The sequence below is a fragment of the Bacillus sp. RIT 809 genome, assembly GCF_016892495.1.
GTDB lineage: Bacteria > Bacillota > Bacilli > Bacillales > Bacillaceae_G > Bacillus_A > Bacillus_A cereus_U.
Map to the genome: position 1 here is coordinate 81,320 of NZ_JAFEMR010000018.1, position 23,946 is coordinate 105,265.

A 23,946-nucleotide genomic window follows, 5' to 3' on the forward strand; every position below is an offset into this window, starting at 1 on the left:
TTTCTTATACAAGATAACCACACCTATTCTAATAAGGAGGCGTATATGACAGAAATAATCCATGAAAAAACATTAAAGAGAATTGAAAAAGATATTGAAAATAACAATCTTGGAAAAGCAAGAGATAGATTACACGGATTAATCGCTACTTATCCGAATGAATTAGCACTTAGAAAAAAGCTCGGTGATATTTACTTTACATTACAATACCCAGAAATGGCTGGACGGTATTGGTATCTTGAAAAAGAGAAAACAGATGTTATGCACGCGGCATGTCTACAATTTGAACAATCGATGGGAAACGACTCTTATCATATTGTACGTGCTTTAAAATTCAAAGGAGATCATAACATTATTACAGGACTATACACCGAACATCCTTTACAGCCATTGCAGAAAAAAGTGGTAGAAGAACTAATTGATGATTATGAAGAAACATGGAAAGACAAACTATTTACAGAATTTATGATGCGGGAAAGCCCACGCAGGACTTTAGTCCGTCTTTAGACGTGGGATGAACGCATCGTTTTTGCATAGCAAAACATGGTATACTTTATTTATAGTCATGCAAAAGACTCTAAAACGACTGTTCTCTGAAAACAGAATACATATGAGGTTGGAGTAGCAAATTCTTCTACTCCGTAAAATGTATTAAGTCGTCATGCAAAAGACGTAAAAACATTTGAGAACCAACAATCTGTACGGTATGGTCACAGTACCGTAGCCCACGAACCTATATGGTCTGTTGTGGGAGTGGTGATGGCACACCGCAATCTTGCACGTCAGCGATACCAGAAATGGACTTCGCCTTTGGTAGCAAGAATCCCACTGACGTTAGTCAGCTTGCCCCTTTAGGGGTGGGAGTGTCAAATGGGGCTGTCTAGCATTATTCGCATTCCTTCTTTTTACTGCTATTATTGGTATATTCACTATATTGGATTGGATATTTTAAATAGAAGTGAACGTCCCATAATACGACGACAAATAAAATTACATCAACTTTCCGACAAAGTTTAACAATGTCAGCGACGTAATAATAAATAAGAAAGGTGCCCAAAAATATTTTTTAGGTCACCTACTTCTATCTTTATTTCGTAAACTGTTTTTCTTCTGTGGATCCTTTTAGAGCAGTCGTTGATGAAGTACCGCCTGTAATTACTTGTGCTACTTCATCAAAGTATCCTGTTCCTACTTCGCGTTGATGGCGTGTTGCAGAGTAACCATCTTTTTCTGCTGCGAACTCTGCTTGTTGTAATTCAGAGTACGCTGCCATGCCGCGCTCTTTATAACCACGCGCTAATTCAAACATGCCGTAATTTAATGAATGGAATCCAGCAAGCGTTACGAACTGGAATTTATAACCGTATGATGCAATTTCTTTTTGGAAGCTTGCAATCGTTTTTTCATCTAACTTTTGTTTCCAGTTAAATGAAGGGGAACAGTTGTAAGCGAGTAGCTTCCCTGGATATTTCTTATGAATTGCGTCCGCAAAGCGTTTTGCATCTTCTAAATTTGGCTCCGACGTTTCACACCAAACGAGATCTGCATACGGCGCATACGCTAAACCACGTGCAATTGCTTGATCAAGACCTGCTTTCGTACGATAAAACCCTTCTGGCGTTCTTTCACCTGTAATAAACTCTTGATCAACTGGATCGATATCGCTCGTAATTAAATCTGCCGCATCTGCATCTGTTCTTGCGACGATAATTGTTGGTACACCCATTACATCAGCAGCAAGACGTGCCGAAATTAAATTACGCACCGCTGTTTGTGTCGGTAATAATACTTTTCCGCCTAAATGCCCGCATTTTTTCTCTGAAGATAATTGGTCTTCAAAGTGCACGCCAGATGCACCCGCTTCAATCATCCCTTTCATTAGTTCAAATACGTTTAACTGTCCACCAAAACCAGCTTCAGCATCTGCCACAATCGGTACGAAATAATCTGTATCACCGCTTCCTTCCATATGCTGAATTTGATCAGCACGTTGAAGTGTTTGGTTAATTCGTTTTACAACAGCCGGCACACTGTTCGCTGGGTATAAGCTTTGATCAGGATACATATGTCCAGAAAGATTCGCATCTGCCGCTACTTGCCAACCGCTTAAATAAATTGCTTTTAATCCAGCCTTCACTTGTTGCATCGCTTGGTTTCCTGTTAATGCCCCAAGTGCATTAATATAATCTTCGGTATGAAGTGATTTCCAAAGCTTCTCTGCACCGCAGCGCGCTAACGTATGTTCAATATCAATCGATCCACGCAGACGAATTACATCTTCAGCTGTATATGGACGTGTGATTCCTTTCCAGCGCGTATCTAATTCCCAGCTTTCCTGCAATTTATCAATTCTTTCGTTTTTCATATGTTCCATCCCCTTTTCTTGTTTCTTATAAAATTTCATAACCAGGTAATGTTAAAAACGGCATGAACTCGTTATTACGAACAAGGTTTGTAAACAGTTTTGTAGCTTCTTCAAATCTCCCTTTCTTAAACGCTTCCTTACCAATCTCACTTTCTATTTTTGCTAGTTCTTCTTCTTTCAATTCTTCCATCAATTTAAAAGTGATATTACGGCCATCACTTAGCTTCCCGCCCTCATGACGAATCCACTGCCATACTTGTGCTCTTGATATTTCCGCTGTTGCCGCATCTTCCATTAAGTTATAAATAGGAGCTGCTCCTCTCCCGCTTAACCAAGATGCAATATATTGAATACCGACATTAATATTTGTGCGAAAACCACCTTCTGTAATCGTTCCCATCGGTACTTCTAATAAATCCTTTTCTGTTACACGTATTTCTTCACGCTTTCTAAAAATTTGATTTGGCGTTTTCATTATGTGATTAAATACTTCCATTGCAACCGGTACAAGTCCCGGGTGGGCAACCCACGTCCCGTCATGACCGTCTAAAGCTTCGCGCTCCTTATCAGCACGCACTTTCTCGAAAGCCGCCTCATTTGCTTCTGGATCATTTTTAATTGGAATTTGCGCTGCCATTCCTCCGATTGCTGGCGCGTTACGACGATGACACGTTTGAATAACTTTCAAAGAATACGCGCGCATAAACGGCGCTGTCATCGTGACTTGCGCTCTATCCGGAAGTAAAAAAGTATTATGATTACGGAAGCTCTTTAAGAAACTAAATATATAATCCCATCGCCCGCAGTTTAAACCAGCAGAATGATCTCTTAGTTCATACAGAATTTCATCCATTTCAAATGAAGCGTGAATCGTTTCTATTAACACAGTCGCTTTAATCGTTCCATTCGGAATGCCGATATACTTTTGAGCAAATACGAAAACATCATTCCATAATCTTGCCTCTAAGTAACTTTCCATTTTCGGTAAGTAAAAGTACGGGCCACTTCCTTTTGCTAAAAGCACCTTCGCATTATGGAAAAAGTACAAGCCAAAATCTACTAAACTGCCAGACATGTTCTTGCCGTCAACTTGCATATGTTTTTCCTCTAAATGCCACCCTCTCGGACGCACAATTAATACAGCTGTTTTACTATTTAAACGATATTCTTTTCCGTTTTCATTTTTATGTGAAATCGTTCCCTTACTCGCATCTCGTAAGTTAATTTGACCTTCGACAGCATTTCTCCAAGTTGGTGCATTCGAATCTTCAAAGTCTGCCATAAAAAGATGTGCTCCTGAATTTAAAGCGTTAATGACCATCTTTCTATCCACTGGCCCAGTAATCTCCACGCGGCGATCCTCTAAATCTTTCGGAAGCTCAGCGATTGTCCAATCCCCTTCACGTATATGCTTTGTTTCTTCTAAAAACTTAGGAAACTCCCCTGCATCAATTCTTTTTTGTTTCTCCACACGCTTTTGTAAAAGTTCCGTGCGGCGTTCATTGAAATTTTCATGTAATTCCTTTAAAAAACTAAGCGCCTCAGGTGTCAATATTTCGTTGTACGCTGGTAACATTTCTCCAACGAGTGTAACCCGTGAAGTTTGCGTCGACATATTAGCATCCCCTTCTTAAACTGTCTTATAACAGATTTGATTTTATGTTTTATATTATATAACAAATCTTCAGAAAAGGAAGTTTTTTTTGAAAATTTAATGATTTTTTTACAACTCCTTTCTTTTGCACTTTATTTCACGCAAAAAAGGCCACTGTTATACAACAACGGCCTTTACGTATTTTTTTTATTGCTGTGTCATATCATTCAACATTGCTTTATATAAAAACTGTGCGTATTGTTCTCTTGTTACTTTCATGGACGGACCAAATTTATTTTCTCCGATTCCCGCTGTAATATCATTTGTTTGAATTGCACTAATTGCGTTTTTTGCCCATGAATCTGCTGAAACATCATTAAAAGTATGAGATCCCTTTGCCTGTAAGTCAAAAGCATTCGTAAGAACTTGCGCCATTTCTTCACGTGTTAACGTCGCCTTCGGTCTAAAGTTTCCATGCTCGTCTCCCATGAAAATTTCCAGTTCCGTTAAAGCCAATATTTCCTCGATAAAGTCTGTCGAGTTTTCATCAATATCTCCATATGGGTTTTCATATTCATCTTGTTCTTCCATATCAAACACACGATAAATTAAAGCGGCAACTTGCTCACGTGTTACATCATCCTTAAAACCAAATATGCCATCTCCATATCCAAAAATAATTTCTTGTTCCGCTAATTTGTATATCGCCTCTTCTGCCCAATGTTCTTTTGGTACATCTTTAAATACAATTGTATTTGTACTTTGTAGCGGTGCACTTTCCGCTTTTACATTATTACTCTCTGCCGAGAATAACACCCCACCCATAATTGTTAATGCTGTAGCTGTTTTTAATAATTTTTTGCTCATGAAATTATCTCCCTAATATGTATATGTTTTTTTAAAAATATACATAACAAATGGTATAGTGACAATATATTTTTCGACAAATTTTGTGACGTTTTTGTGAATCATATTACACATCATTTCTTTTTTACGAGGTTGATTATCAAGCTTATGTAAAACAATAAATATACATATTAACGGATAATTATTCTTTTTCAAGCAAATAAAAAAGCACAAATATTTCTATTTGTGCTTTCCTATTTCACTCTATTTCCAATCCTCTTTCAAATGATAATTAATAAGCGCATTGTTTATAAACTGAGCATATTGTTCTCTAGGCACGAAGCGATTTAATTCATACATACCTTTTCCAGTTCCTGTAACAACCTGATTAGATTGCAGTGCACTAATTGCCTCTTCTGCCCAATGACCTTTTGGTACATCTTTAAATGTCTGCTTTTGTTTTGCTTCGAAAGTAAATGCTTTTTGAAGTACTACTGCCATTTCAGCTCGAGAAATTGGTGCTTTCGGTCTAAAGTTCCCGTTTTCATCACCTTTAAAAACACCACGTTTTGTTAACGCTAAAATTTCCTTTTGGAAATTAGTTGAACTTTCAGAAATATCTTTGTATGGATTTGCTACTGCCCCTTCTTCTTTCATTTCAAGTGTTTTGTAAATAACCCCAGCTACTTGCTCACGTGTTGTAAGATCTCCAACACCATACTTTCCATTTCCATACCCAACTATAATTTTATTATAAGCTAAATCTAAAATAGCATCATATGCCCAAAATCCGTATGGAACATCATCAAATACAATCATGTCCGGATACTCTTCCGCTTTTACAGGCGCCACATTCGTTCCTGCAAATATACCTCCTACCATTGTCGCAATCATCATTACACCCAATATTTTTTTCTTCATTGTCCTCTCTCCCTATTTCTATTGTATGTTAAATAGAAAAATAATAGATAATACGAAGCATTGAACTTCATTGTTTCAGGAGTACTAATTTGTTGGTGAATGTAAGATAAAATGCACATCTTCTAAAAGAAACATTTTGACTACCTTTCTGCTTTATACCTCCTTCTTTCTTTTTCAAAAGGAAGTTGTCACATCTTAGGTGTTATATAATAAAATATTCTACAATCTCTTTGTGAACTCCTTCGCATTTTTAAATTTCACTTTATTGCCACAAAAAGACGCAAATAATATATATTTGCGTCTTTTTCAATTCTATATGAAGCAAAGATATCCTCTACACTCATTCTCTATTGTTAAGAAATAGCACTTTCCTTCACCGATAGTTCCTTCTCTGTTCCCTTGCGAAAAGTTATTGCCATCCCTACGAATATAAGCACAATCCCTACTATTTGCATACTAGTCGGTCTAAATCCGGTAAAAACTGTATCTAATAGTATTGCAACCGCAGGATCTAAAAATACTAATACAGAAATAAGTCTCGTCGATAAATCTCTTAAACTGTCAAAAAACAAGTAATATACAAACCCAGTATGTATAAGACCTGTCGCTGTGATCATCATCCAGTTCATCTCTGTTAATCCTTGAAATTTCCCGAAATCTACGAATGGTAGTAATAAAAATATACCTGAAAAAGTTTGTAAAAATGTCATCGCATATGCACTCGTATGTTTAATTCCTTTTCCGAGTAACGTTGTAAATGCATAAAATACAGCTGCAAGAAGCGCCCACACCATGCCAGATGACATTAATTTCTCAAGCGATACATTTCCGTCTACTCCAGCTATTAAAACCGTACCGATAAAACAAATAATGATTGATAGAACTGAAAATACTGTAAGCCTCTCTTTAAATACAATACTACCAATCATTAATACGATGATTGGTGCAAGATGATATACAGAAATCGCAATTGTAATCGACATGACTTCAAACGCTTTAAATAAAAATACCCAGTTAAAAACGAGAAATACACCACAAGCTAATATTTGTATGGTTTCTTTTTTGTTCCATTTCTCACTTTTGTATTGCCCTGTTACGAACCAACATAATGCTAAAAATAAAGTCGCACAAATACAACGAACAAATACTAATTCAAAAGACGGTAAACCAGTTTGCACAGAAAAAAATCCAATCGATCCGAAAATAGACATCGAAAGAATCATTTTTATAGCTGGCATTGATTTTGAATGAAACAAAATATTAACCTCCTAAATATTTAACTGAACATTCCATATATTATACACTATAATTTCCCAATACTCGAATACTCCATAATAAAAAGAAGCAGTACACTACTGCTTCTTCTGTTTTTCATATTGTTCAAACGTATGAATTCTTTCAAAAATTGGCGGATGTGTGTATAAGAAAAATTTCACTAACGCAGGCGGATTCACTTGGCTTAAACTTGTTTTTGATAAATATTGAAAAGTTTTCACACCAGATTCCCCATCTTTCGTCATATCTAAAGCGTATTGATCCGCCGCTCGTTCTTCTATACGAGAAACGTAGTTTGTTGCTGGTTGTGATGCAAAAGATAATAAAGAGGAAATTAAGAAAAATAAAGGTAAAATTGAGAAGCATGCTAATTTTGGAATTTGCAGTGTATCTCCCCATTTTCGAATACACATATTTATAATACGACTAATTACATACATACCTATAAACGATAGCAAGACATAGCTCGCAACGCCCCAATATATATGTTTCATTACGTAATGTCCCATTTCATGAGCCATTATAAATAAAATCTCTTTATCTTTTAATTGCTTAAGCGTCGTATCCCACATTACAATACGGGCGTTAGGGCCAATTCCTGTTACGTACGCATTTAAGGCATTCGTTTTTTCTGACATATTTACTTCATATACGTGTTTAGCAGGAATGTCCGCTTTGTCTGCTATCGTTAAGATTTTTGTTTCTAATTCTTTATTTTTCAGCGTCGAGAAGTCGTTATAAAGCGGATCAATAACGACAGGCTGTATGAATGTTAAAAAGATTGTAAATGGTACAGAGAGCGCCCATCCTGCTAACCACCATCTCTTCGGGAATTTACGGATAAGCCACAAAAGAACCGCAACTACGATTAACATAGTCGCATAACTCTCCCAAAAACCGATGACATGATCTTTTATCCAGCTTTGTGTACTTTGCGTTGAAATGCCGTAATCAACGGACACTTTACGCCCAATCCATTGCATCGGTAATGCAAGAACTGTTGTTAGTAATGATAAATAAAAGAAATAAATCGCAACTTGTAAAACACTTATTTTAGTCGTTTCCTTCGACCATTTCTCAAACTTTTTTGAAATACCGAGCACGAGTACAAACAATAAAATAATCCATTCAAGAGGCGTCGCTAAAAAATACAGTAAATTTTTCACGCGCGAATAATCTTGGCTTAGCGTAAGCTCCCTTGCATTCATAAAAGTTTCTGGATCTGCCCTCGTTCCTTTATACATGTCTGGAATGAGTTCATGATTCCATCCAAATAAATACCAATATATAAGTAACGCAAACCCAACGTACAAAAAAAGCGACCACCCAATAACTTTCCTCACGCTATTCCCTCCTCTATGCTGCCTGTCTATTATTATTGTAAGTTCGTACTTTCAAAATTAGAACAAGCTAATCGTGAGAATTGTTCTAGCTCGTTCAATTTACATAAAAAAACTCTTCTATTACAAGAAGAGTTTCACCTATTTTCAAATATTTTCTTCGGCTCATAATCTAGTATAAGAAATGTACTTACAAACAAACTCCTTTTACATATCCTATATATTCATACCCCTTAAAATCCGCCTTAAGGAAGTACATCTATTAACAAACTAAAATCTTGCAAAGAAAAAGAACTATATTTCATAATACCTTGTACAGTTAAAAGTAAAATAAGACCCATCACACACATATAATTAATACTTTCTTCATGCTTTTTCTCAGCAACTACTCCGCCCGTTATGCATAAAATGCCTAATAAATGGAGCGCTAAATACATAAAAAAGTAAGCTTCCTCCCAGCGAAGAACAACATTTACTGTCGTAATCAATACTAAACTCAGTACAATCAAATAAAAAAACTTATTTGAAGATATTGTTTCATTCATATAATTTTATACATCCCTTTCAAATTTCGAATGAATGATGATTTAATTTTCACAAAATAAAAGTCCCCATTACTTTCTCAAACATTTTATGAACCCTAACATAATTCTCTTCAATTTTACATATTGTCTGAAGATACGCTTCATCATTTCTTCTACAATAAAGCTGACTATTATTAATGTCCCTAACACGTTAAAAAGAAAAACAGTATTTCCTGTATCATTATTGATGGAAAAGCACTTGTGTCTAATAGAAGTGGAATCTATCATTTCCTTCAATATTTTCTCAAACGTCTTCTCTACCTTACTTATCTCCTACTATACTCGAAAAGCTCTTTTCCTTCTCCTCATATATAACAGGCACTTCTTTACTCCAATATTTGCGATTCACAAATAAAAAGATGAGTACTAAGTTTAACCCTGCCATAAAAATAATTAATCCTGGAAAGAATGTCGTATAGTTAGAAAAATCGGCAAAACTCATTATCTTTTCTCTGCTTACTAGAAAAGAAGAAGTAAGTACAAACGCATTGTTTAACATATGAATAGCAATTGGCATGAGTAAGCTTTTCGTACGAATATATACAATGGATAGTACGACGCTAAACACAACTGCGCCAAGGAAATCAACATGTAAGCAAGCAAATAAAAGTGCTACAACGACCATCGCTATACCAGTTCCCCATTTCGCAGCAAAGCGCTGAAGTAAAAATCCACGAAAAACAAATTCTCCGATAATAGGCGCGATAAATACAACCATAATAAATTGATATACATATCCCCCGGTACTATCTATAATCGGTTCATGCAAGGCATTCATAATAAAATCTGGTGTAATCCATGCAAAGCTGTACATGTACAAAATAAGATAGCCGTAACTAAACATACAAAGCATAATCGCGATGTACAAAACTTGCACCAAGTTAAATGTTTCATTTTTATTAACAAATAATGAAAATGAAACACGGTGCTTTCTATACTCATAAAAAATCCATGCAATCGGAAGGATATAAAATATAAGTATATTTATAAAAGAAGAATTTTGTATATGAAATGTACTTTCTAACAATTCCCCACTACTTCTCGCTACTAAAATTAATAGTGCAAATACAATTAAAAAATATCTAGCTCGCATCATTTGAAACGGATTCACACTCATCTCCTCCCCTATGTTACTTTTATCATATCATTTGATTCTTAATTTTTTGTGAAAGAAAACCTTAAATTTTCCTTAAAAATTCCATATGTTACAAAAAGATGATATGATATTCGAGGAAATTAAGGGGGATTCTTATGTATCAAGCAAATATATTACTCATCGATGATGAAACAGCAATTTTACAACTACTAACTACCATTCTTGAAAAAGAAGGTTTTTCTCGTATTACAACTGCAACATCAGCTGAATTAGCTTTATCTCTCACCGAAAAAAACAATTACGATTTAATTATTTTAGATGTCATGCTTCCTGGACAATCTGGTTTTGATATTTGTCCGATTATTCGCCAACAAACAGATTGTCCGATTTTCTTCCTATCAGCGAAGGCATCTGATTTAGATAAAATATCTGGATTTTCATACGGTGCAGATGATTATATTACGAAGCCATTTAATCCATTAGAAGTCGTAGCTCGTATGAAAGCACAACTTCGAAGACATATGAAACAAACAGTACCACACGAACAAAACGCACACTCCATTTCATTTGGGAGATTTGAAATTGATCAACATTCTGCGGAACTAACAGTAGATGGGAACGTTGTCGAATGTTCCGCTCAACTGTTTCAACTACTACTCTTCTTTTGCGAGAATCCGAACTACGTATTTTCGAAAGAAGAAATATACGAAAAAGTTTGGGGAGCACCAGCCTATAATGGCGATGACAATACTGTTATGGTTCACATTCGAAAACTACGTGAAAAAATTGAACAAAATCCAAGTAATCCATTGTACATCAAAACGGTTCGTGGACTTGGCTATAAGTTCGTTACAAAGTAGGTTAACGATATGAATTTTAATAAACGACTTATAATCCAGTTTATCTTACAACACGTTTTTGTCTTAGTTACGTTACTTATCGCAGTAGTTGCTTCTTTTTCTTATTTAATTTTTCTTCTTAATAGTACTTTATATGAACCTAATATTTCTGATTATGATACCTTTACAATCTCCGAATATATTTCTTCCGAAGGAAATAATATTACTTTAAATTCTAAGGTGAAAGATTTAATAACAGAAAAGAGTGATTGGCTTCAGATTGTAGATGAAGATGGAAAGGCCCTTTACAACTTTAATACACCTAACGATGTTCCGACTTCTTACACGAAGACATCCTTACTTACATATTTACAAAATAGTAGCGAAAATCTTTATAAGCTTAACTATTGGGAAATTAAATTAGAAAAGAAACCAGTGCTCGTTATTTACGGTGCCAAACTAAAAAGTAATGCATTACTAAAAACGATACAACAAGGACATCCTTCTTTATCATTAAATGAATTTGCATTAACTGAACAAGAAAAACAATTACTTTCTAAAGAAAAAGCAACACTGCAAATATTTAATAACAATGGCGAAGAAGTTTTTTCCTATCCAACTGGGAAGAAAAAAACATTTTCGGCTATAAAAACGGCTCTTAATGAAAAAGAACCGTGGAATTATAAAGAAATTATATCTAGTTTTTACGATTCAAATAGCGGTCATCTCGTCGTTGTATCCGCCCCAAACGCTCATTATTATCCAGATGATGTATTAGATGATGTATTTACCAAGAAACTTCTAATCGGATGTAGCTTAATCCTCCTTATTGTGTTTGTTTATTTAGTCATTCTTTCAATTTGGTATGGAAATAAGTTTGGAAAGCCTCTATTACACACCATGCGCTGGCTTAAAAACATAGCTGGTGGAAAATATGAAGAGCCTGTTAGTAAAAAAGGCAAACCTGTTCGGTTCCGGCGCTCCGGTAAAGAAAAATGGTCGTTCCGCATATTTAAAGATGTTACAAACTCACTAGAGCACCTTTCTATTACTTTGAAAAAGAACGATGCAATGAGAAAAGTTTTGCAACAAACACGTGAAGAGTGGATTACCGGCCTGACGCATGATCTAAAAACACCGCTTAGCTCTATATACGGCTATGCATTATTACTAGAATCGAAGCAATATAATTGGACTGATCAAGACATTCAACAATTTGGCTATGTAATGAAAGAAAAATCTCAATATATGACTACATTAATTGACGACTTAAGCTTAACATATCAATTAAAAAATGATACTCTTCCTGCACAACACGTAAATGTTGAAATTAATCAGTTCGTCCAAAAAGTATTATTACAATTTATTAATAACCCTACACTACAAAATCAAAACATTGAATTCGTGCCAAGTTCAAGCAAAATCCAATATTTTATTGAAGAAAAATGGTTCCAACGTATTATCGAAAACTTATTAGCAAACGCTGTAAAACATAATAATGAAACAACAAACGTAATCGTAAAACTTTCGCAAAATACAAATTCATTTACACTATCTATTTCAGATGATGGAAAAGGTATGGACGATAAAACGAAAGAGCTTCTATTCGAGCGATATTACAGAGGAACGAATACAGAAGAAAGCAACATCGGAACTGGCCTTGGCCTCGCCATTACAAAACAGCTCGTTCATGCCCATAACGGAACGATTTCCATTGATAGTGAACTCGGAAAAGGAACGACGATTATACTTGTGTTTCCGTTTAGTTCATAGAAAAGGTGCTATATGGCGCCTTTTCTGTTTTTGGTAATTATTAGGTGAATAAACTTATATTGAGTGTCTTTTTTTTCTCTTTTTCGGTTAATTTGTTGGTAAATGAAATTATATCGACGATTTTCTAAATATATCGGCGCAACTCGAAATATATCAGCGATTTTTCAAATATATCGACCGTAACTCGAAATATATCAGCGATTTTCAAGATATATCGATTTACCGACAAAAACTGACAATAACAGTCTTCTTCCCCTACTATACAAATTAAAAATAAAACTATTAACAAATACATTTCCCTTTTATAAAAAAAGCGAACCATCTCTCAATGACTCGCTCTTAATCTATTACTTTTTCTTCACCGGTATCCAAAGCTCAACTTGAGCGAACTCACTCTTATCTGCATGGCAACGCTCATCGTATAGTTCAAACTCTGTAACTCCGCAATGTTCATATCCTGAATGCGGGAACCATTCTGAGAACACCGCATTCCACGTTTGGTGAATAGACGATACCATTTCTTCATGAGGAACTTTTGGCGTTGTAAATACTGCATACGTTGCGGATGGGAATGTACGCTTTGCAATTGCATTTGGTACATTGTCAAAGTCTGTAACTTCCATTCCGATAATATAAGTGAAGTCCCCTGTTTCTAAATTAAAATCTGTACATAATCCAAGCTCTACCCATTGGCTCGTATCTTTACGATTTGGAATTGTCGTTCCAAGATCCTTTTGTAAATACTCCTGCCAGAAGACCGGGATATCTTGATGATTTTTCCCCTCTTTACTTGTCGTCTTCAGCTCATAACCCGCCATTAAAAATTCTGGTTTATTTACAATACGATATTCCATTTGTATGCCCCCTAAATATGGATTTAATTTTCTTTGTTTTACATTCACTCTATAGTACATCGGTGTTTCAATTTCTTGTTTTCGATATTCACTTGGTGTCATTTGAAATAATTTTTTAAAGGCTCTCGTGAACGTCTCGTGAGATTGAAAGCCATGCTCAAATGCGACATCAATAATTTTTTCATCCGTATGAGAAAGTTGATAAGCTGCCCGGGCTAACCTCCTCTTCCGAACATACTCCATTACTGTATCGCCTACTAACGCCTGAAATACACGATGAAAATGCGATTCAGAAAAACATGCAATGCGAGCTAAATTACGTAGCGTTTGCTTTTCCATTACATCTTCTTCAATATAATCAATTGCCCTTTGAATTTGAGTTTCATAGCTTTCCAACTCTGTTCACCCGCCTTATATGTATTATGATAAAAGAGAATCCTATCCAATTCTTGACGTTTTTTACTATAATTCCATAAAAAAATGTAACTTTTTTACATGTATTTCGTTGTTATGTATGAAGGGAGGGAAATGTAGTGAAACGCAAACAATCATTAGAAGATATTTACTCAGAGCATATGCATGATTTATTTCGCTATCTTCTCTCCCTGACCGGAGATCCCCACTGTGCTGAAGATCTCATGCAAGAAACTTTCTACCGAATGCTCGTCCATATTGACTATTATAAAGGAGCAGAAATTAGGCCGTGGTTATTTACAATTGCCTACAACGCCTTTATCGATTGGTACCGAAAAGAAAAGAAGTATAAAACAACGCAAATTGAAGAATTCCATTTACCAAACGTGCCAAGTACAGAGCACTCTTATTTCGTAAAACATGAGATTACTAGTTGGTTACAAAGCATATCCTCACTTCCGCTCGAAAGACGAAATGTGTTGCTACTACGAGATTACTACGGATTCCCCTATAAGGAAATAGCAGAAATGACCGGTCTCTCGTTAGCGAAAGTAAAAATTGAATTACACCGAGGACGAAAAGAAGCAAAAATCATAAAGGAGTGATGCAGATGGGCTGTGCAGAGTTTAAAAAACTGTGGGAGAAATATGAAAACGGAACACTCACACATGACGAACAAGAAAAATTAGAAAGTCATATTGAGACATGTGAAGAGTGTGAAGTGCATTTGGATGCATTATTAATAAAAACAGAACCCGTTAAGAAAAAGTTACCACCAAAAGATCTTAAAGTTCCTTTTTGGAGGATTAAGTGGAAACATCGTTTACAAACGCTTGGTTTTATACTAGCAATTTGTATCGTTATATATATGATCGGCGGAGTATTGTCTGCCTTTTATTTTCAAGCTAATAATGATAAAAGGCTAGAAGAAATAAGAGATGTTCCCTCTCTTGCACTTGAAGCAACTATCCCAAATAGCCGCGTTATGGGCGGCGGAACAAGTGTAGAAGCTTTCTTTCGAACAAACAGCCAATTTGATTTAGTAAAAACGATTGGTAAAAAAGAAATGCCACTCGGTACAATAGAAACGAGCAGCTTCTTATCTTCTTTAAATATCACAAATCAATCTTGGGTGAATATGCACTATCAACCGAACATCCACTTTGTTCATCCAAAAATAAAACAAGGTGATTATTTGAAAGAAGCATCTAAAAAGGTTTGGGATACCCTTGCAAAGGTACATGAGGGAACAGTTGCAGAAGTAGCAATTTCTTTTGACAAAGCTTACACTTTAAAAGAATTAGAACCACTTTTATATAGCGTATTTGAAGCACAAGAACTCCCTCCAACTCCTGTATGGTACGCTTTAGACACAGGACAAGAAAGAATAAATGAAGAAGATTTCATACTATCTGGAAGCGACTTTATAGGATTTCCAGAACATATAGGATTCCTTGATGATGAAACAGAAAAACAGCAAACGCAAGAAGACAAAGTAATTGAAATGATGCGTATTCTTTCTACACATAAAAAAACTGTAAGTACAGTTGCTATGCTTCCTGAAAGCGAACTAAACTTAGATAAACGTTATAAATATGTAAAAGATAACGGCGTAAAAGTATACGGCATTGTCATTACTGGCCCGTCAAAAGAGTTATTAAAATTACAAAACTCGCCTCACATACGTTATGCTACTCTTGGAGGTATTGAGGTTTGGAATTGGTTTGATTGATACTAAAAAAGAAGTAGCACATTAAAAAATGAGGTGCTACTTCTTTTTTAATGTGCTACTAACTGAAAACAGTAATTTTCAAAATCTTAATAATGATAAAAGATTAGAAAAAACTAACTACTATTTCCTGTACATCCCTTTTAATAATGCCCTAAGCAATATAATAATTTTATATTTCACTAACAGAATCCGTGAATAAAGCATGAAATACGTTAACTTCCCCCATACGTAAACATTCCGTTTCTATATCAGGAATTGCAGTTCTAGCAACCTCTCGTTCTACTCTTATAAACCCTTTTGTGTTCATTAGTTTTTCAAATTCACAAATGGTATCCATTTCTACATCGGTTGTTTCAAAAGTCCATTCTCTTAACTCTTCATCATATGTTGTTTTTAATACGTAGTAATAATAATATTTATTAAGTAAGCTAACAAAAACCCCTAGATCAAGGCGCTCGCCTCTTGATTTCCGTATCCAATCAATATCATCATTTAACATCGGTTCTTTTCCATTTAATAACACGTTATACTCTAAACAATTGTATAGGTTTAAATCTGTATAGTCTGACACGTGATAATCGCAAAATGTTGACTCGATTAAGGACAAAACTTCCTTTTGAAAGCTTTTGTTTTCTATAAATGTTTCTTTTAGCTCTATAAATCGTTTATGCTCTTTAGATTCCTCGTACAATTCTTCTTCTTTCGCAATATTTTTTGGAAAGAATTTGTAAACTGTTTCTTTTAAATCATTCATCATTTCAGGTTCCGCCGTTTTAAACATTCTGTAAATCCCCCTATGTTAAAAAGAATTCTCGCCGCGATAAAGAATCATACCCCAAATATGTTATTAATTAACAAATAAATTATATTAAAATAAGCAATGCGATTCAATTCTGTTTTTTAAATTTTTTTCTGTTATAATGGCTGATTCCGAACATTTGGTTTATCATAATATGAAAATCACAACAAAAAAACGACAAAAACCTTTGAATTACCTTAAATAATAGAAAAAACCATATATAAAGAACGAACGATTCTAAAGAGATTATTGAAAAATATATTATTTTTGTCACATTAAAAATTAGTACTTTTTTCACAAATTATTTTTAATGGAAAACTTTACAAAAAAATATTTTTTACCATAAAAGGTATTTTTCTAGTAAAATAAAACAGTCTCGTAAAAATGTAACACATTTCCATACGAACAACCCTTTAAGCGAAAAGGTGTCATCATAATTGATGACACCTTTTCCTATTACAAATAAACTAATTAGAAATCACTTTCACATACATCCCTCTCACCGCTTTTTCATAAGCGATATCACTCATCTGTCTTATTTTTTCTGATACGACAGACGACTGAACGATTTTTCCTTCACGAAGTAATGGCGGGTCAATGAGACGCACTTTATTTTTCTGATGTAGATCATACTCATTTCTATCTTCTTTTACTTCTATACTTGGGTGAACTTTTCTTAATAAAGCATCTACTTCTTGATCTTTACATAGCTGCAATTTCGATATAAGCTCATGATCTTCAAGAAGAAAATCATCTGGATGGATTATCTTTTTATGAAGAGCTAACTTTAACGTTTTGGATAACATATCATTTCCATAAATATTAAGTGGTTTCATAAAGAAGTCGATTACTTCTTTGTAATACGTCTTCGTAAACCATTCTGCAATTTCAATATTTTGAAGAACCATTCTCCCATTAACTTCGATTAAATCATCTAAAAAATTTTGAGCTTCTTCTAAAGAAATATATCCATATGTATACATATCTCTCAATGTGTAATCCACTCGGTCTGCACATAATTCTGGTGCGGATCTTTCAAGTAACGTCCACTTCGAATCATCTAATAAAATATCTTCATAGTTATAACCATGTTTTGAAAGAATCGCCGGGATTTCCGAGTTTTTCACAACAGAGCTAAATATTTCTTCATGATAACTTTCATTTTCGTTATCAAAAACGTAATCAATCACATGAGAAAAAGCAGTATGCGATACGTCATGCAGTAAACCAGCAATCTGTTCTTCTACTGAACCACCAAGTTTTTTAATTAACAACATAGCACCAACTGAATGAGCAAAGCGCGTTACATTCCATTTCTCATTCATTAAATAACTTGCTCCGGCCTGATGAACCCCTTTCAGCCTTTGCACATGTTTACTTAAAATTAATTCTTCTAACACTTTATCTACTTCAAATTCTCCGTATAGTACATCTGATATAACCACTTAGAATCCCCCTTTTCAAGCAGATTCTTCTAATCGTATCTCTTTTTACAGAGAGAGTAAATAAAGAACTTCACTCGAATATTTTGTACCTTTAAATTAAAAAATAGAGAGCACTTAGCTCTCTATTTCACATACCTATTCAAACGTAACTTCTACCTGCACAATCTCAGATCTACTTCCAAGTCTAAGCGGTGGTCCCCAAAATCCGAATCCAGAAGAAACAATGGCGTGGAATGCACCTTTTTGTACGTATCCCCAGTCTAGTTCGTACATTCTTCTCGTCACAATATGATTCGGCGCCATTTGTCCGCGGTGCGTGTGACCGGATAATAGTAAATCGACGCCGGCATCCGCTGCTTGTTTTAATTCAAATGGTTGGTGATCCATTGCGATAACAGGAAGCGATTTATCTACCGTACTCATTAGATTTTCAAAACTTTGACGATCACGCTCTGTTTTATCTCTTCTTCCAACGAGATAAAAATCATCTTCAATTGTAATGACTTCATCTAAAAGAATACGAATATCAATCTTATCCATCTCTTGTAAAAACTCTGGAACAGCCCGGCCGTAATATTCATGGTTTCCTAACACACCATATACGCCTAATGGAGCTTTCATCTGTTTCATGATTGGTCCCATATTTTTCTGAATGAACACACCTGGATGATCGTCGATAATATCACCAGGCAGTAAAATAATATCGGGCTCCATTTCATTTACATGATGGACAAGTCTCTTTAAATGAGCAACACCAGACAATTTACCGAAATGCATATCCGAAGCCATCGCAATACGTAAACTTTTACGTCCTTCTACTTTTTTCGGTATATGTACATCATACTTTCTTACAACCGGGCTATACGCATTAAATACCCCGTATGCGAAGATACAGTAAAATACGAGTAAAGTGACTGCCCCTGTCCAAATAATTGCCGTGTCTTTCTCTATAGAAAACTGTAAAAAGAAGACTGCAATATCGGCTAATGGCAATAACATGAGCGCATATTGTATAACCGCAAACCAAATTGAACCGACAGTTCGCAGGAAAGGAAGGAATTTAAACACTTGCACGAGAATATACGCATATGAAATAAATCCGACTATGAAAGCGTAATATCCCCAAGATTCCCAGCCAAATACCGTACTAAGCCAAACCCAGCCGTTCCAGCCAATGTAAAACATAAGTAGTGTGTATACAATTAAAATAGTGAATATATTGAGATAACGAAAATTTTTCACTGCTAGCCTCCTTATTAATTTCTTCTATTATATCTTGTTATGCACGTTTAACGTAAATATTAAGCATTCCAATATTCACAATAAAAACATTGATAAACACATCGTTTTAAAATTTTTAGGGACCGCTGTAATGGGGATTTTGGAATCTTACGTGTTAGAAGAAATTGATAGTGATATTGCGTATGTTGCGACGCAGGTTGGGGAGTTGATGAGGTGGAATATATAAAAATATAACATTCACGCAAACAAAGAAAAGCCGCACCTACAAATACTCGTATAGGTACGGCATTCCACTATTAAATCACAAAATCCTCCGGAATAAACACCTTCACTTCTCTCGGATGTACGTATACAAACTCACCCGTTTGAATGCCTAGCTGTCTAAACTGTTCTTTACTAATTTCCGCTTCTAAATACTCATCTGTTCCTTCGCGTCTCAATTCTACATATACGACAGGGCCAACTGCATGTGAGTATGTTACTTTCGCCGGGATGGCATCTATACTTTGTTTCGTACGATCGATTGATAGATGATGTGGTCTTACGTATCCCACTCCGTCTACGTTTGAAACGTGCTTATGCTCTGGTGCTTCTAGTTCCACCGACCCTACATTTAGCTTACCTTTATGAACGCGGCCGTGAAATAAATTCACATTTCCTAAAAAGTCGTATACGAACGGACTTGCCGGTTTTTCATACACTTCTTCCGGCGTTCCCATTTGTTCAATGCGTCCTTCATTCATTACAACGATGCGGTCCGCAACATCTAACGCTTCTTCTTGGTCATGCGTTACGAATACGCTCGTAATTTGAAATTCGTCATGTAGTTTCCGGAGCCATCTTCGTAATTCTTTCCGCACTTTCGCATCAAGTGCACCAAATGGTTCGTCTAGCAATAAAATTTTCGGCTCGACTGCAAGTGCCCGGGCTAGTGCGATACGCTGTCGTTGTCCGCCAGATAATTGCGCTGGATACCGTTTTGCAAAACCATCCATTTTTACTAGTTTCAATAGTTCTATTACTTTTTCTTCTATTACTTCAGCTGACGGTCTTACATTTTTCTTTCTTACTTTTAAACCGAAAGCGACATTTTCAAATACATTCATATGTTTAAAAAGTGCATAGTGCTGGAAGACGAAACCGACTTGCCGGTTTTTCACATGAATATTTGTTAAATCTTCCCCATCAAAAGAAATCGAACCTCCATCCGCTTCTTCTAGGCCTGCAATAATTCGTAATAACGTCGTTTTTCCAGAACCTGATGGGCCTAATAAAGCGACCAGTTCACCTTTTGGAATATCCAAATGAATGTCTGTCAGCGCTTGAAATGTACCATATTGTTTTGATACATTTTGAATTTGAATACTCACCGCACTCACCCCTTATTGTCGTTTTTCCATTCTCCATTCAATCCAATTTTTTATAACGAGCGTAAAAACTGCGATGAGTGACATTAAAGTCGCCACAGCGAACGCTGCTGAAAATTGATATTCATTGTACAAAATTTCAATATGAAGCGGCATTGTATTTGTCATGCCGCGCACGTGACCAGACACAACGGAAACGGCGCCGAACTCACCAATGGCGCGGGCATTACATAAAATCATGCCGTATAATAGACCCCATTTTATATTTGGTAATGTGACGCGCCAAAACATTTTCCAGCCGCTTGCGCCAAGTGATAGAGCTGCTTCTTCTTCACTTTTCCCTTGCGCCTGCATTACCGGGATTAATTCACGGGCAACGAACGGAAACGTAACAAATATCGTCGCAATGATAATGCCAGGGACAGAGAAGATGAGCTTTATCCCGTGTTCCAATAACCATCCGCCAAGATTCGCACGAGGTGTGAAAAGTAAAACGAATACTAATCCTGCAATGACTGGTGATACAGCAAACGGCAGTTCAATAAGAGATAATAATATTTGCTTTCCTTTAAACTGAAACTTCGTAATAAGCCAAGCTGCCGCTATTCCGAATATCGTATTAAGCGGTACAACGATGAATGCAACGAGAAGCGTTAATCGAATCGCTGAAAATGCTTCTTGATCTGTTACGGCGGCAATATATACATCAAGCCCGCGTTCAAATGCTTTCATAAAAATTGTCACGAGCGGCAGTAATAGAAAGAGAGATAAAAATAAAACTGTTATCGTAATGAATAGAATTGGTACCCATTTAGATTCTTTTTTAGCTGATACGCTTTTTACTATTTTTTTCTCTAGTAATGTTGGTTCCATTTTCTCCCCTCCTATTCGCTTTTCAGTTCATGCCTTCTGCTCCAAGTTTGAATCATATTAATAAGAAGTAGGAAAAGAAGAGAAATGATAAGCATCACAGCCGCTACCGCTGTTGCGCCTGCGTAATCATATTGTTCTAGTTTCGTCATAATCATAAGCGGTGCGATTTCTGTTTTCATTGGCATATTACCAGCAATGAACACGACAGATCCATATTCCCCTAATGCCCGCGCAAAGGCGAGTGAAAAACCAGCAAGTAGAGCCGGAAATATTTCGGGCAAAATGATTTTCACAAATATTTGGAAGCGCGACGCCCCTAAGCTAGAAGCTGCTTCTTCTACTTCTTTATCAATACTTTGCAGCACTGGTTGCACCATTCGGACGACAAATGGTAAGCCAATAAACGTCAGTGCAATAATAATTCCTAGCTGGGTAAAAGCTACTTTTATATGAAACACACTAAATATTTTTCCAACCCAGCCATTTTCCGCATAAAGCGTCGTAAGTGTAATACCAGCTACTGCAGTCGGAAGAGCGAATGGTAAATCGATTAATCCGTCTAATAACCGTTTTCCTGGAAATGTGTAGCGAACGAGTACCCAGGCAATTAATAAACCGAAAATGGCATTTACGATTGCCGCTACAAGTGAAGTTGTGAAACTTACTTGATAGGAATGCAACACGCGCTCACTCGTTATAACTTGTGCGAACTTCTTCCAGCCTAGCTGCGAAGTTTGAATAAATACGATAGAAAGTGGTATAAGTACGAATAAACTCATATACAGCATTGTAAATCCAAGAGATAATCCAAACCCTGGTAAGACACGCTTCTTCCTCATATAACGTCACCTCATCCCCCCTTATTTTTTATACATTTGATCAAATACGCCGCCATCATTAAAATGCTTTTCTTGCGCTTTTTTCCAGCCGCCAAATAACTCATCTACTGTAAATAATTGAACTTTCGGAAATTGTGACGCGTACTTTTCTGCTACTTTTTCATTACGAGGGCGATAAAAGTTTTTCGCCGCAATTTCTTGCCCTTTTTCTGAATACAAATACTCAAGATATCCTTCTGCTACTTTTTTCGTTCCTTTTTTATCAACTACTTTATCTACAACAGCTACTGGCGGTTCTGCAAGTATACTAATCGAAGGCGTTACAATTTCAAATTTATCTTTTCCAAGTTCTTTTTGTGATAATAATGCTTCATTTTCCCAAGCAATTAACACGTCACCAATTCCTTTTTCAACGAAAGTCGTCGTTGCCCCGCGTGCACCAGAATCAAGCACTTCTACGTTTTTATAAATTTGGCCGACAAACTCTTTCGCTTTATCTTCACTATTGTTATATTTCTTCAGTGCGTATCCCCACGCCCCTAAATAGTTCCACCGTGCTCCTCCAGATGTTTTTGGATTCGGTGTAATGACAGACACACCTTTTTTCGTTAAATCATCCCAGTCTTTAATTCCTTTCGGGTTTCCTTTTCTCACAAGAAATACAATCGTTGATGTATACGGAGTAGAATTATCCGCAAGTCGCTTCTGCCAATCTTCTGCTAGTTGTTTCTTCTTACTAATCGCGTCAATATCATAAGCGAGCGCTAGTGTTACAACGTCTGCTTCTAAACCGTCAATAACGGAGCGCGCCTGACTTCCAGATCCCCCGTGTGATTGCTTTACATTTACTGTTTGACCATGCTTCTCTTTCCAATACTTCGCAAAGTCTTTATTGAAATCTTGATACAACTCACGCGTCGGGTCATATGAAACATTTAAAAGTTCAACTGTCTTCTTATCCCCGCCTCCTTCAGAATTACTAGTAGATGTTGCCGAGCCACACCCTGACAAAAGAACAAATGCTGACAATAAGACACCTGTACTTTTCATAAGCGCTGTCTTACCCCACTGTTTCATATATAAAGCCCCCTTAGTTTGTACAATAGAAAAAGGCACACAATCTATTCACAAAAGTGAACGTTGTGCGCCTTCAGTTTCTCTGATGAGCTTCTATTGTATTCTGTTTGATTTCTTTTCATTTTAATTCCGTAATTCATATGTGTCAACTTGGAATTTCACTTTATCGCTTCGGGGGCTTATACAAATATCCCTAACTATTCCCTTTCACCATCAACAACAAATATATGAATAAATCTTTTTTAATCATTATCAATATGACATTTCCTTTTATATTCATTTATCCATCATAACTATCATATTGATAATGATTATCAATTTAACAGAAAAATAAAAGCCAATCTTTTTTATTTCCTACATAAGTATGCTTTCCGTTCATTTTTAAAAAGTAAATAATGAGCCGTATGAACCTTTCTCTCTAAATAATCGATAGAATACGAACTTGATGGATCAACTAAATCCCCAATCGCCCCTGAAAGGTGATCAATTACCTTTTGCAATGTTTCTAATTTCTTCTTTTCACTCTCCATATTCATTTCATCCATAATGTCACAAATAAGATATTGTACTTTCCGTAAGCGTAATTCCTTCTGCTCCACGTATATCTCCTCCTTATTAGTCATATTACGGTGTGAACTACCCACCACTTAGTATCTCTTACGAGTTTACTT

Annotated in this window: 22 protein-coding genes and 2 pseudogenes; 6 read left to right on the top strand and 18 right to left on the bottom strand. The window is 35.9% G+C overall.

The features are described from left to right. Positions 1-45: 45 nt before the first annotated feature. Positions 46-459 (top strand): annotated as a pseudogene (locus JTF23_RS19365) (DUF6584 family protein); the annotation flags it as partial. A gap of 628 nt (positions 460-1,087) precedes the next feature. Here JTF23_RS19365 and aceA read toward each other — a convergent pair. From aceA to JTF23_RS19410, 9 genes and pseudogenes are all read right to left on the bottom strand, one after another. Further along, positions 1,088-2,365: an isocitrate lyase gene (aceA, locus tag JTF23_RS19375; protein WP_002202823.1), complete on the bottom strand. Its 1,278-nt coding sequence runs from the start codon at positions 2,363-2,365 to the stop codon at positions 1,088-1,090. A 25-nt stretch (positions 2,366-2,390) separates the two neighbouring features. Then, positions 2,391-3,980 (bottom strand): malate synthase A, encoded by a 1,590-nt coding sequence (gene aceB / locus JTF23_RS19380; RefSeq protein WP_204209405.1) that lies wholly within the window; start codon positions 3,978-3,980, stop codon positions 2,391-2,393. Positions 3,981-4,166: 186 nt separating this feature from the next. Further along, positions 4,167-4,826 (bottom strand): S-layer homology domain-containing protein, encoded by a 660-nt coding sequence (locus JTF23_RS19385; protein ID WP_204209406.1) that lies wholly within the window; start codon positions 4,824-4,826, stop codon positions 4,167-4,169. Positions 4,827-5,069: 243 nt separating this feature from the next. Further along, on the bottom strand, positions 5,070-5,726 hold the full coding sequence (locus tag JTF23_RS19390) for an S-layer homology domain-containing protein (protein ID WP_204209407.1): 657 nt from the start codon (positions 5,724-5,726) through the stop codon (positions 5,070-5,072). 353 nt (positions 5,727-6,079) lie between these two features. Further along, complete coding sequence (locus JTF23_RS19395; protein WP_204209408.1) at positions 6,080-6,982, bottom strand: DMT family transporter; 903 nt, start codon at positions 6,980-6,982, stop codon at positions 6,080-6,082. A 96-nt stretch (positions 6,983-7,078) separates the two neighbouring features. Continuing rightward, positions 7,079-8,344, bottom strand: coding sequence for a M48 family metallopeptidase (locus tag JTF23_RS19400; RefSeq protein WP_204209409.1), 1,266 nt, complete (start codon positions 8,342-8,344; stop codon positions 7,079-7,081). A gap of 242 nt (positions 8,345-8,586) precedes the next feature. Further along, entirely contained in the window at positions 8,587-8,886 is a 300-nt protein-coding gene (locus JTF23_RS19405; protein ID WP_001006056.1) for a hypothetical protein, read from the bottom strand. Between the two features lie 49 nt (positions 8,887-8,935). Then, positions 8,936-9,153, bottom strand: a pseudogene (locus JTF23_RS28250) (malate synthase). A gap of 34 nt (positions 9,154-9,187) precedes the next feature. Then, positions 9,188-10,036 (bottom strand): CPBP family intramembrane glutamic endopeptidase, encoded by an 849-nt coding sequence (locus tag JTF23_RS19410; protein WP_204209410.1) that lies wholly within the window; start codon positions 10,034-10,036, stop codon positions 9,188-9,190. A 140-nt stretch (positions 10,037-10,176) separates the two neighbouring features. On the opposite strand from JTF23_RS19410, the gene JTF23_RS19415 reads away from it, so the two are divergent. Both JTF23_RS19415 and JTF23_RS19420 read left to right on the top strand, forming a co-directional pair. Then, positions 10,177-10,881 carry a response regulator transcription factor gene (locus JTF23_RS19415; RefSeq protein WP_204209411.1) on the top strand — a complete coding sequence of 235 codons (705 nt, stop codon included), beginning with the start codon at positions 10,177-10,179 and terminating at the stop codon, positions 10,879-10,881. A gap of 9 nt (positions 10,882-10,890) precedes the next feature. Next, on the top strand, positions 10,891-12,633 hold the full coding sequence (locus JTF23_RS19420) for a sensor histidine kinase (protein WP_204209412.1): 1,743 nt from the start codon (positions 10,891-10,893) through the stop codon (positions 12,631-12,633). A gap of 347 nt (positions 12,634-12,980) precedes the next feature. On the opposite strand, the gene JTF23_RS19425 is transcribed toward JTF23_RS19420, so the two are convergent. Then, positions 12,981-13,883, bottom strand: a complete 903-nt coding sequence (locus tag JTF23_RS19425; protein ID WP_002158937.1) for an AraC family transcriptional regulator — start codon at positions 13,881-13,883, stop codon at positions 12,981-12,983. A 137-nt stretch (positions 13,884-14,020) separates the two neighbouring features. Between JTF23_RS19425 and JTF23_RS19430 the strand changes: the two genes are divergently transcribed. Both JTF23_RS19430 and JTF23_RS19435 read left to right on the top strand, forming a co-directional pair. Then, positions 14,021-14,506, top strand: coding sequence for an RNA polymerase sigma factor (locus tag JTF23_RS19430; RefSeq protein WP_204209413.1), 486 nt, complete (start codon positions 14,021-14,023; stop codon positions 14,504-14,506). Positions 14,507-14,511: 5 nt separating this feature from the next. Then, complete coding sequence (locus JTF23_RS19435) at positions 14,512-15,633, top strand: anti-sigma factor (protein WP_204209414.1); 1,122 nt, start codon at positions 14,512-14,514, stop codon at positions 15,631-15,633. A 169-nt stretch (positions 15,634-15,802) separates the two neighbouring features. Here JTF23_RS19435 and JTF23_RS19440 read toward each other — a convergent pair whose 3' ends face one another. From JTF23_RS19440 to JTF23_RS19450, 3 genes are all read right to left on the bottom strand, one after another. Then, positions 15,803-16,414: a hypothetical protein gene (locus JTF23_RS19440; RefSeq protein ID WP_002202834.1), complete on the bottom strand. Its 612-nt coding sequence runs from the start codon at positions 16,412-16,414 to the stop codon at positions 15,803-15,805. Between the two features lie 485 nt (positions 16,415-16,899). Next, a complete protein-coding gene (locus JTF23_RS19445; RefSeq protein ID WP_204209415.1) occupies positions 16,900-17,877 on the bottom strand; it encodes an HD domain-containing protein in 978 nt (325 codons plus the stop codon). Between the two features lie 135 nt (positions 17,878-18,012). Next, complete coding sequence (locus JTF23_RS19450; RefSeq protein ID WP_204209416.1) at positions 18,013-19,119, bottom strand: metallophosphoesterase; 1,107 nt, start codon at positions 19,117-19,119, stop codon at positions 18,013-18,015. 34 nt (positions 19,120-19,153) lie between these two features. Between JTF23_RS19450 and JTF23_RS19455 the strand changes: the two genes are divergently transcribed. Continuing rightward, positions 19,154-19,345 (top strand): TetR family transcriptional regulator, encoded by a 192-nt coding sequence (locus JTF23_RS19455; protein ID WP_204209417.1) that lies wholly within the window; start codon positions 19,154-19,156, stop codon positions 19,343-19,345. Between the two features lie 70 nt (positions 19,346-19,415). Here the strand turns inward: JTF23_RS19455 and JTF23_RS19460 are convergent, their stop codons facing one another. From JTF23_RS19460 to JTF23_RS19480, 5 genes are all read right to left on the bottom strand, one after another. Further along, complete coding sequence (locus JTF23_RS19460; protein ID WP_204209418.1) at positions 19,416-20,489, bottom strand: sulfate/molybdate ABC transporter ATP-binding protein; 1,074 nt, start codon at positions 20,487-20,489, stop codon at positions 19,416-19,418. A gap of 12 nt (positions 20,490-20,501) precedes the next feature. Continuing rightward, positions 20,502-21,359 carry a sulfate ABC transporter permease subunit CysW gene (gene cysW / locus JTF23_RS19465; protein ID WP_204209419.1) on the bottom strand — a complete coding sequence of 286 codons (858 nt, stop codon included), beginning with the start codon at positions 21,357-21,359 and terminating at the stop codon, positions 20,502-20,504. An 11-nt stretch (positions 21,360-21,370) separates the two neighbouring features. Continuing rightward, the gene (cysT, locus tag JTF23_RS19470) at positions 21,371-22,198 is read right to left on the bottom strand and encodes a sulfate ABC transporter permease subunit CysT (protein ID WP_204209420.1); all 828 of its coding nucleotides are present in this window, start codon (positions 22,196-22,198) and stop codon (positions 21,371-21,373) included. 21 nt (positions 22,199-22,219) lie between these two features. Continuing rightward, positions 22,220-23,275, bottom strand: coding sequence for a sulfate ABC transporter substrate-binding protein (locus tag JTF23_RS19475; RefSeq protein ID WP_002158956.1), 1,056 nt, complete (start codon positions 23,273-23,275; stop codon positions 22,220-22,222). Positions 23,276-23,622: 347 nt separating this feature from the next. Next, positions 23,623-23,874 carry a hypothetical protein gene (locus tag JTF23_RS19480; protein WP_204209421.1) on the bottom strand — a complete coding sequence of 84 codons (252 nt, stop codon included), beginning with the start codon at positions 23,872-23,874 and terminating at the stop codon, positions 23,623-23,625. Positions 23,875-23,946 lie beyond the last annotated feature (72 nt).

What these genes read in the sequence shown, in the direction of transcription:
- JTF23_RS19415 (WP_204209411.1), top strand. Translation starts at nt 10,177, where the DNA reads ATGTATCAAGCAAATATATTACTCATCGATGATGAAACAGCAATTTTA.
- aceB (WP_204209405.1), bottom strand. Translation starts at nt 3,980, where the DNA reads ATGTCGACGCAAACTTCACGGGTTACACTCGTTGGAGAAATGTTACCA.
- aceA (WP_002202823.1), bottom strand. Translation starts at nt 2,365, where the DNA reads ATGAAAAACGAAAGAATTGATAAATTGCAGGAAAGCTGGGAATTAGAT.
- cysW (WP_204209419.1), bottom strand. Translation starts at nt 21,359, where the DNA reads ATGGAACCAACATTACTAGAGAAAAAAATAGTAAAAAGCGTATCAGCT.
- JTF23_RS19420 (WP_204209412.1), top strand. Translation starts at nt 10,891, where the DNA reads ATGAATTTTAATAAACGACTTATAATCCAGTTTATCTTACAACACGTT.
- JTF23_RS19440 (WP_002202834.1), bottom strand. Translation starts at nt 16,414, where the DNA reads ATGTTTAAAACGGCGGAACCTGAAATGATGAATGATTTAAAAGAAACA.
- cysT (WP_204209420.1), bottom strand. Translation starts at nt 22,198, where the DNA reads ATGAGGAAGAAGCGTGTCTTACCAGGGTTTGGATTATCTCTTGGATTT.
- JTF23_RS19390 (WP_204209407.1), bottom strand. Translation starts at nt 5,726, where the DNA reads ATGAAGAAAAAAATATTGGGTGTAATGATGATTGCGACAATGGTAGGA.
- JTF23_RS19435 (WP_204209414.1), top strand. Translation starts at nt 14,512, where the DNA reads ATGGGCTGTGCAGAGTTTAAAAAACTGTGGGAGAAATATGAAAACGGA.
- JTF23_RS19385 (WP_204209406.1), bottom strand. Translation starts at nt 4,826, where the DNA reads ATGAGCAAAAAATTATTAAAAACAGCTACAGCATTAACAATTATGGGT.
- JTF23_RS19475 (WP_002158956.1), bottom strand. Translation starts at nt 23,275, where the DNA reads ATGAAACAGTGGGGTAAGACAGCGCTTATGAAAAGTACAGGTGTCTTA.
- JTF23_RS19405 (WP_001006056.1), bottom strand. Translation starts at nt 8,886, where the DNA reads ATGAATGAAACAATATCTTCAAATAAGTTTTTTTATTTGATTGTACTG.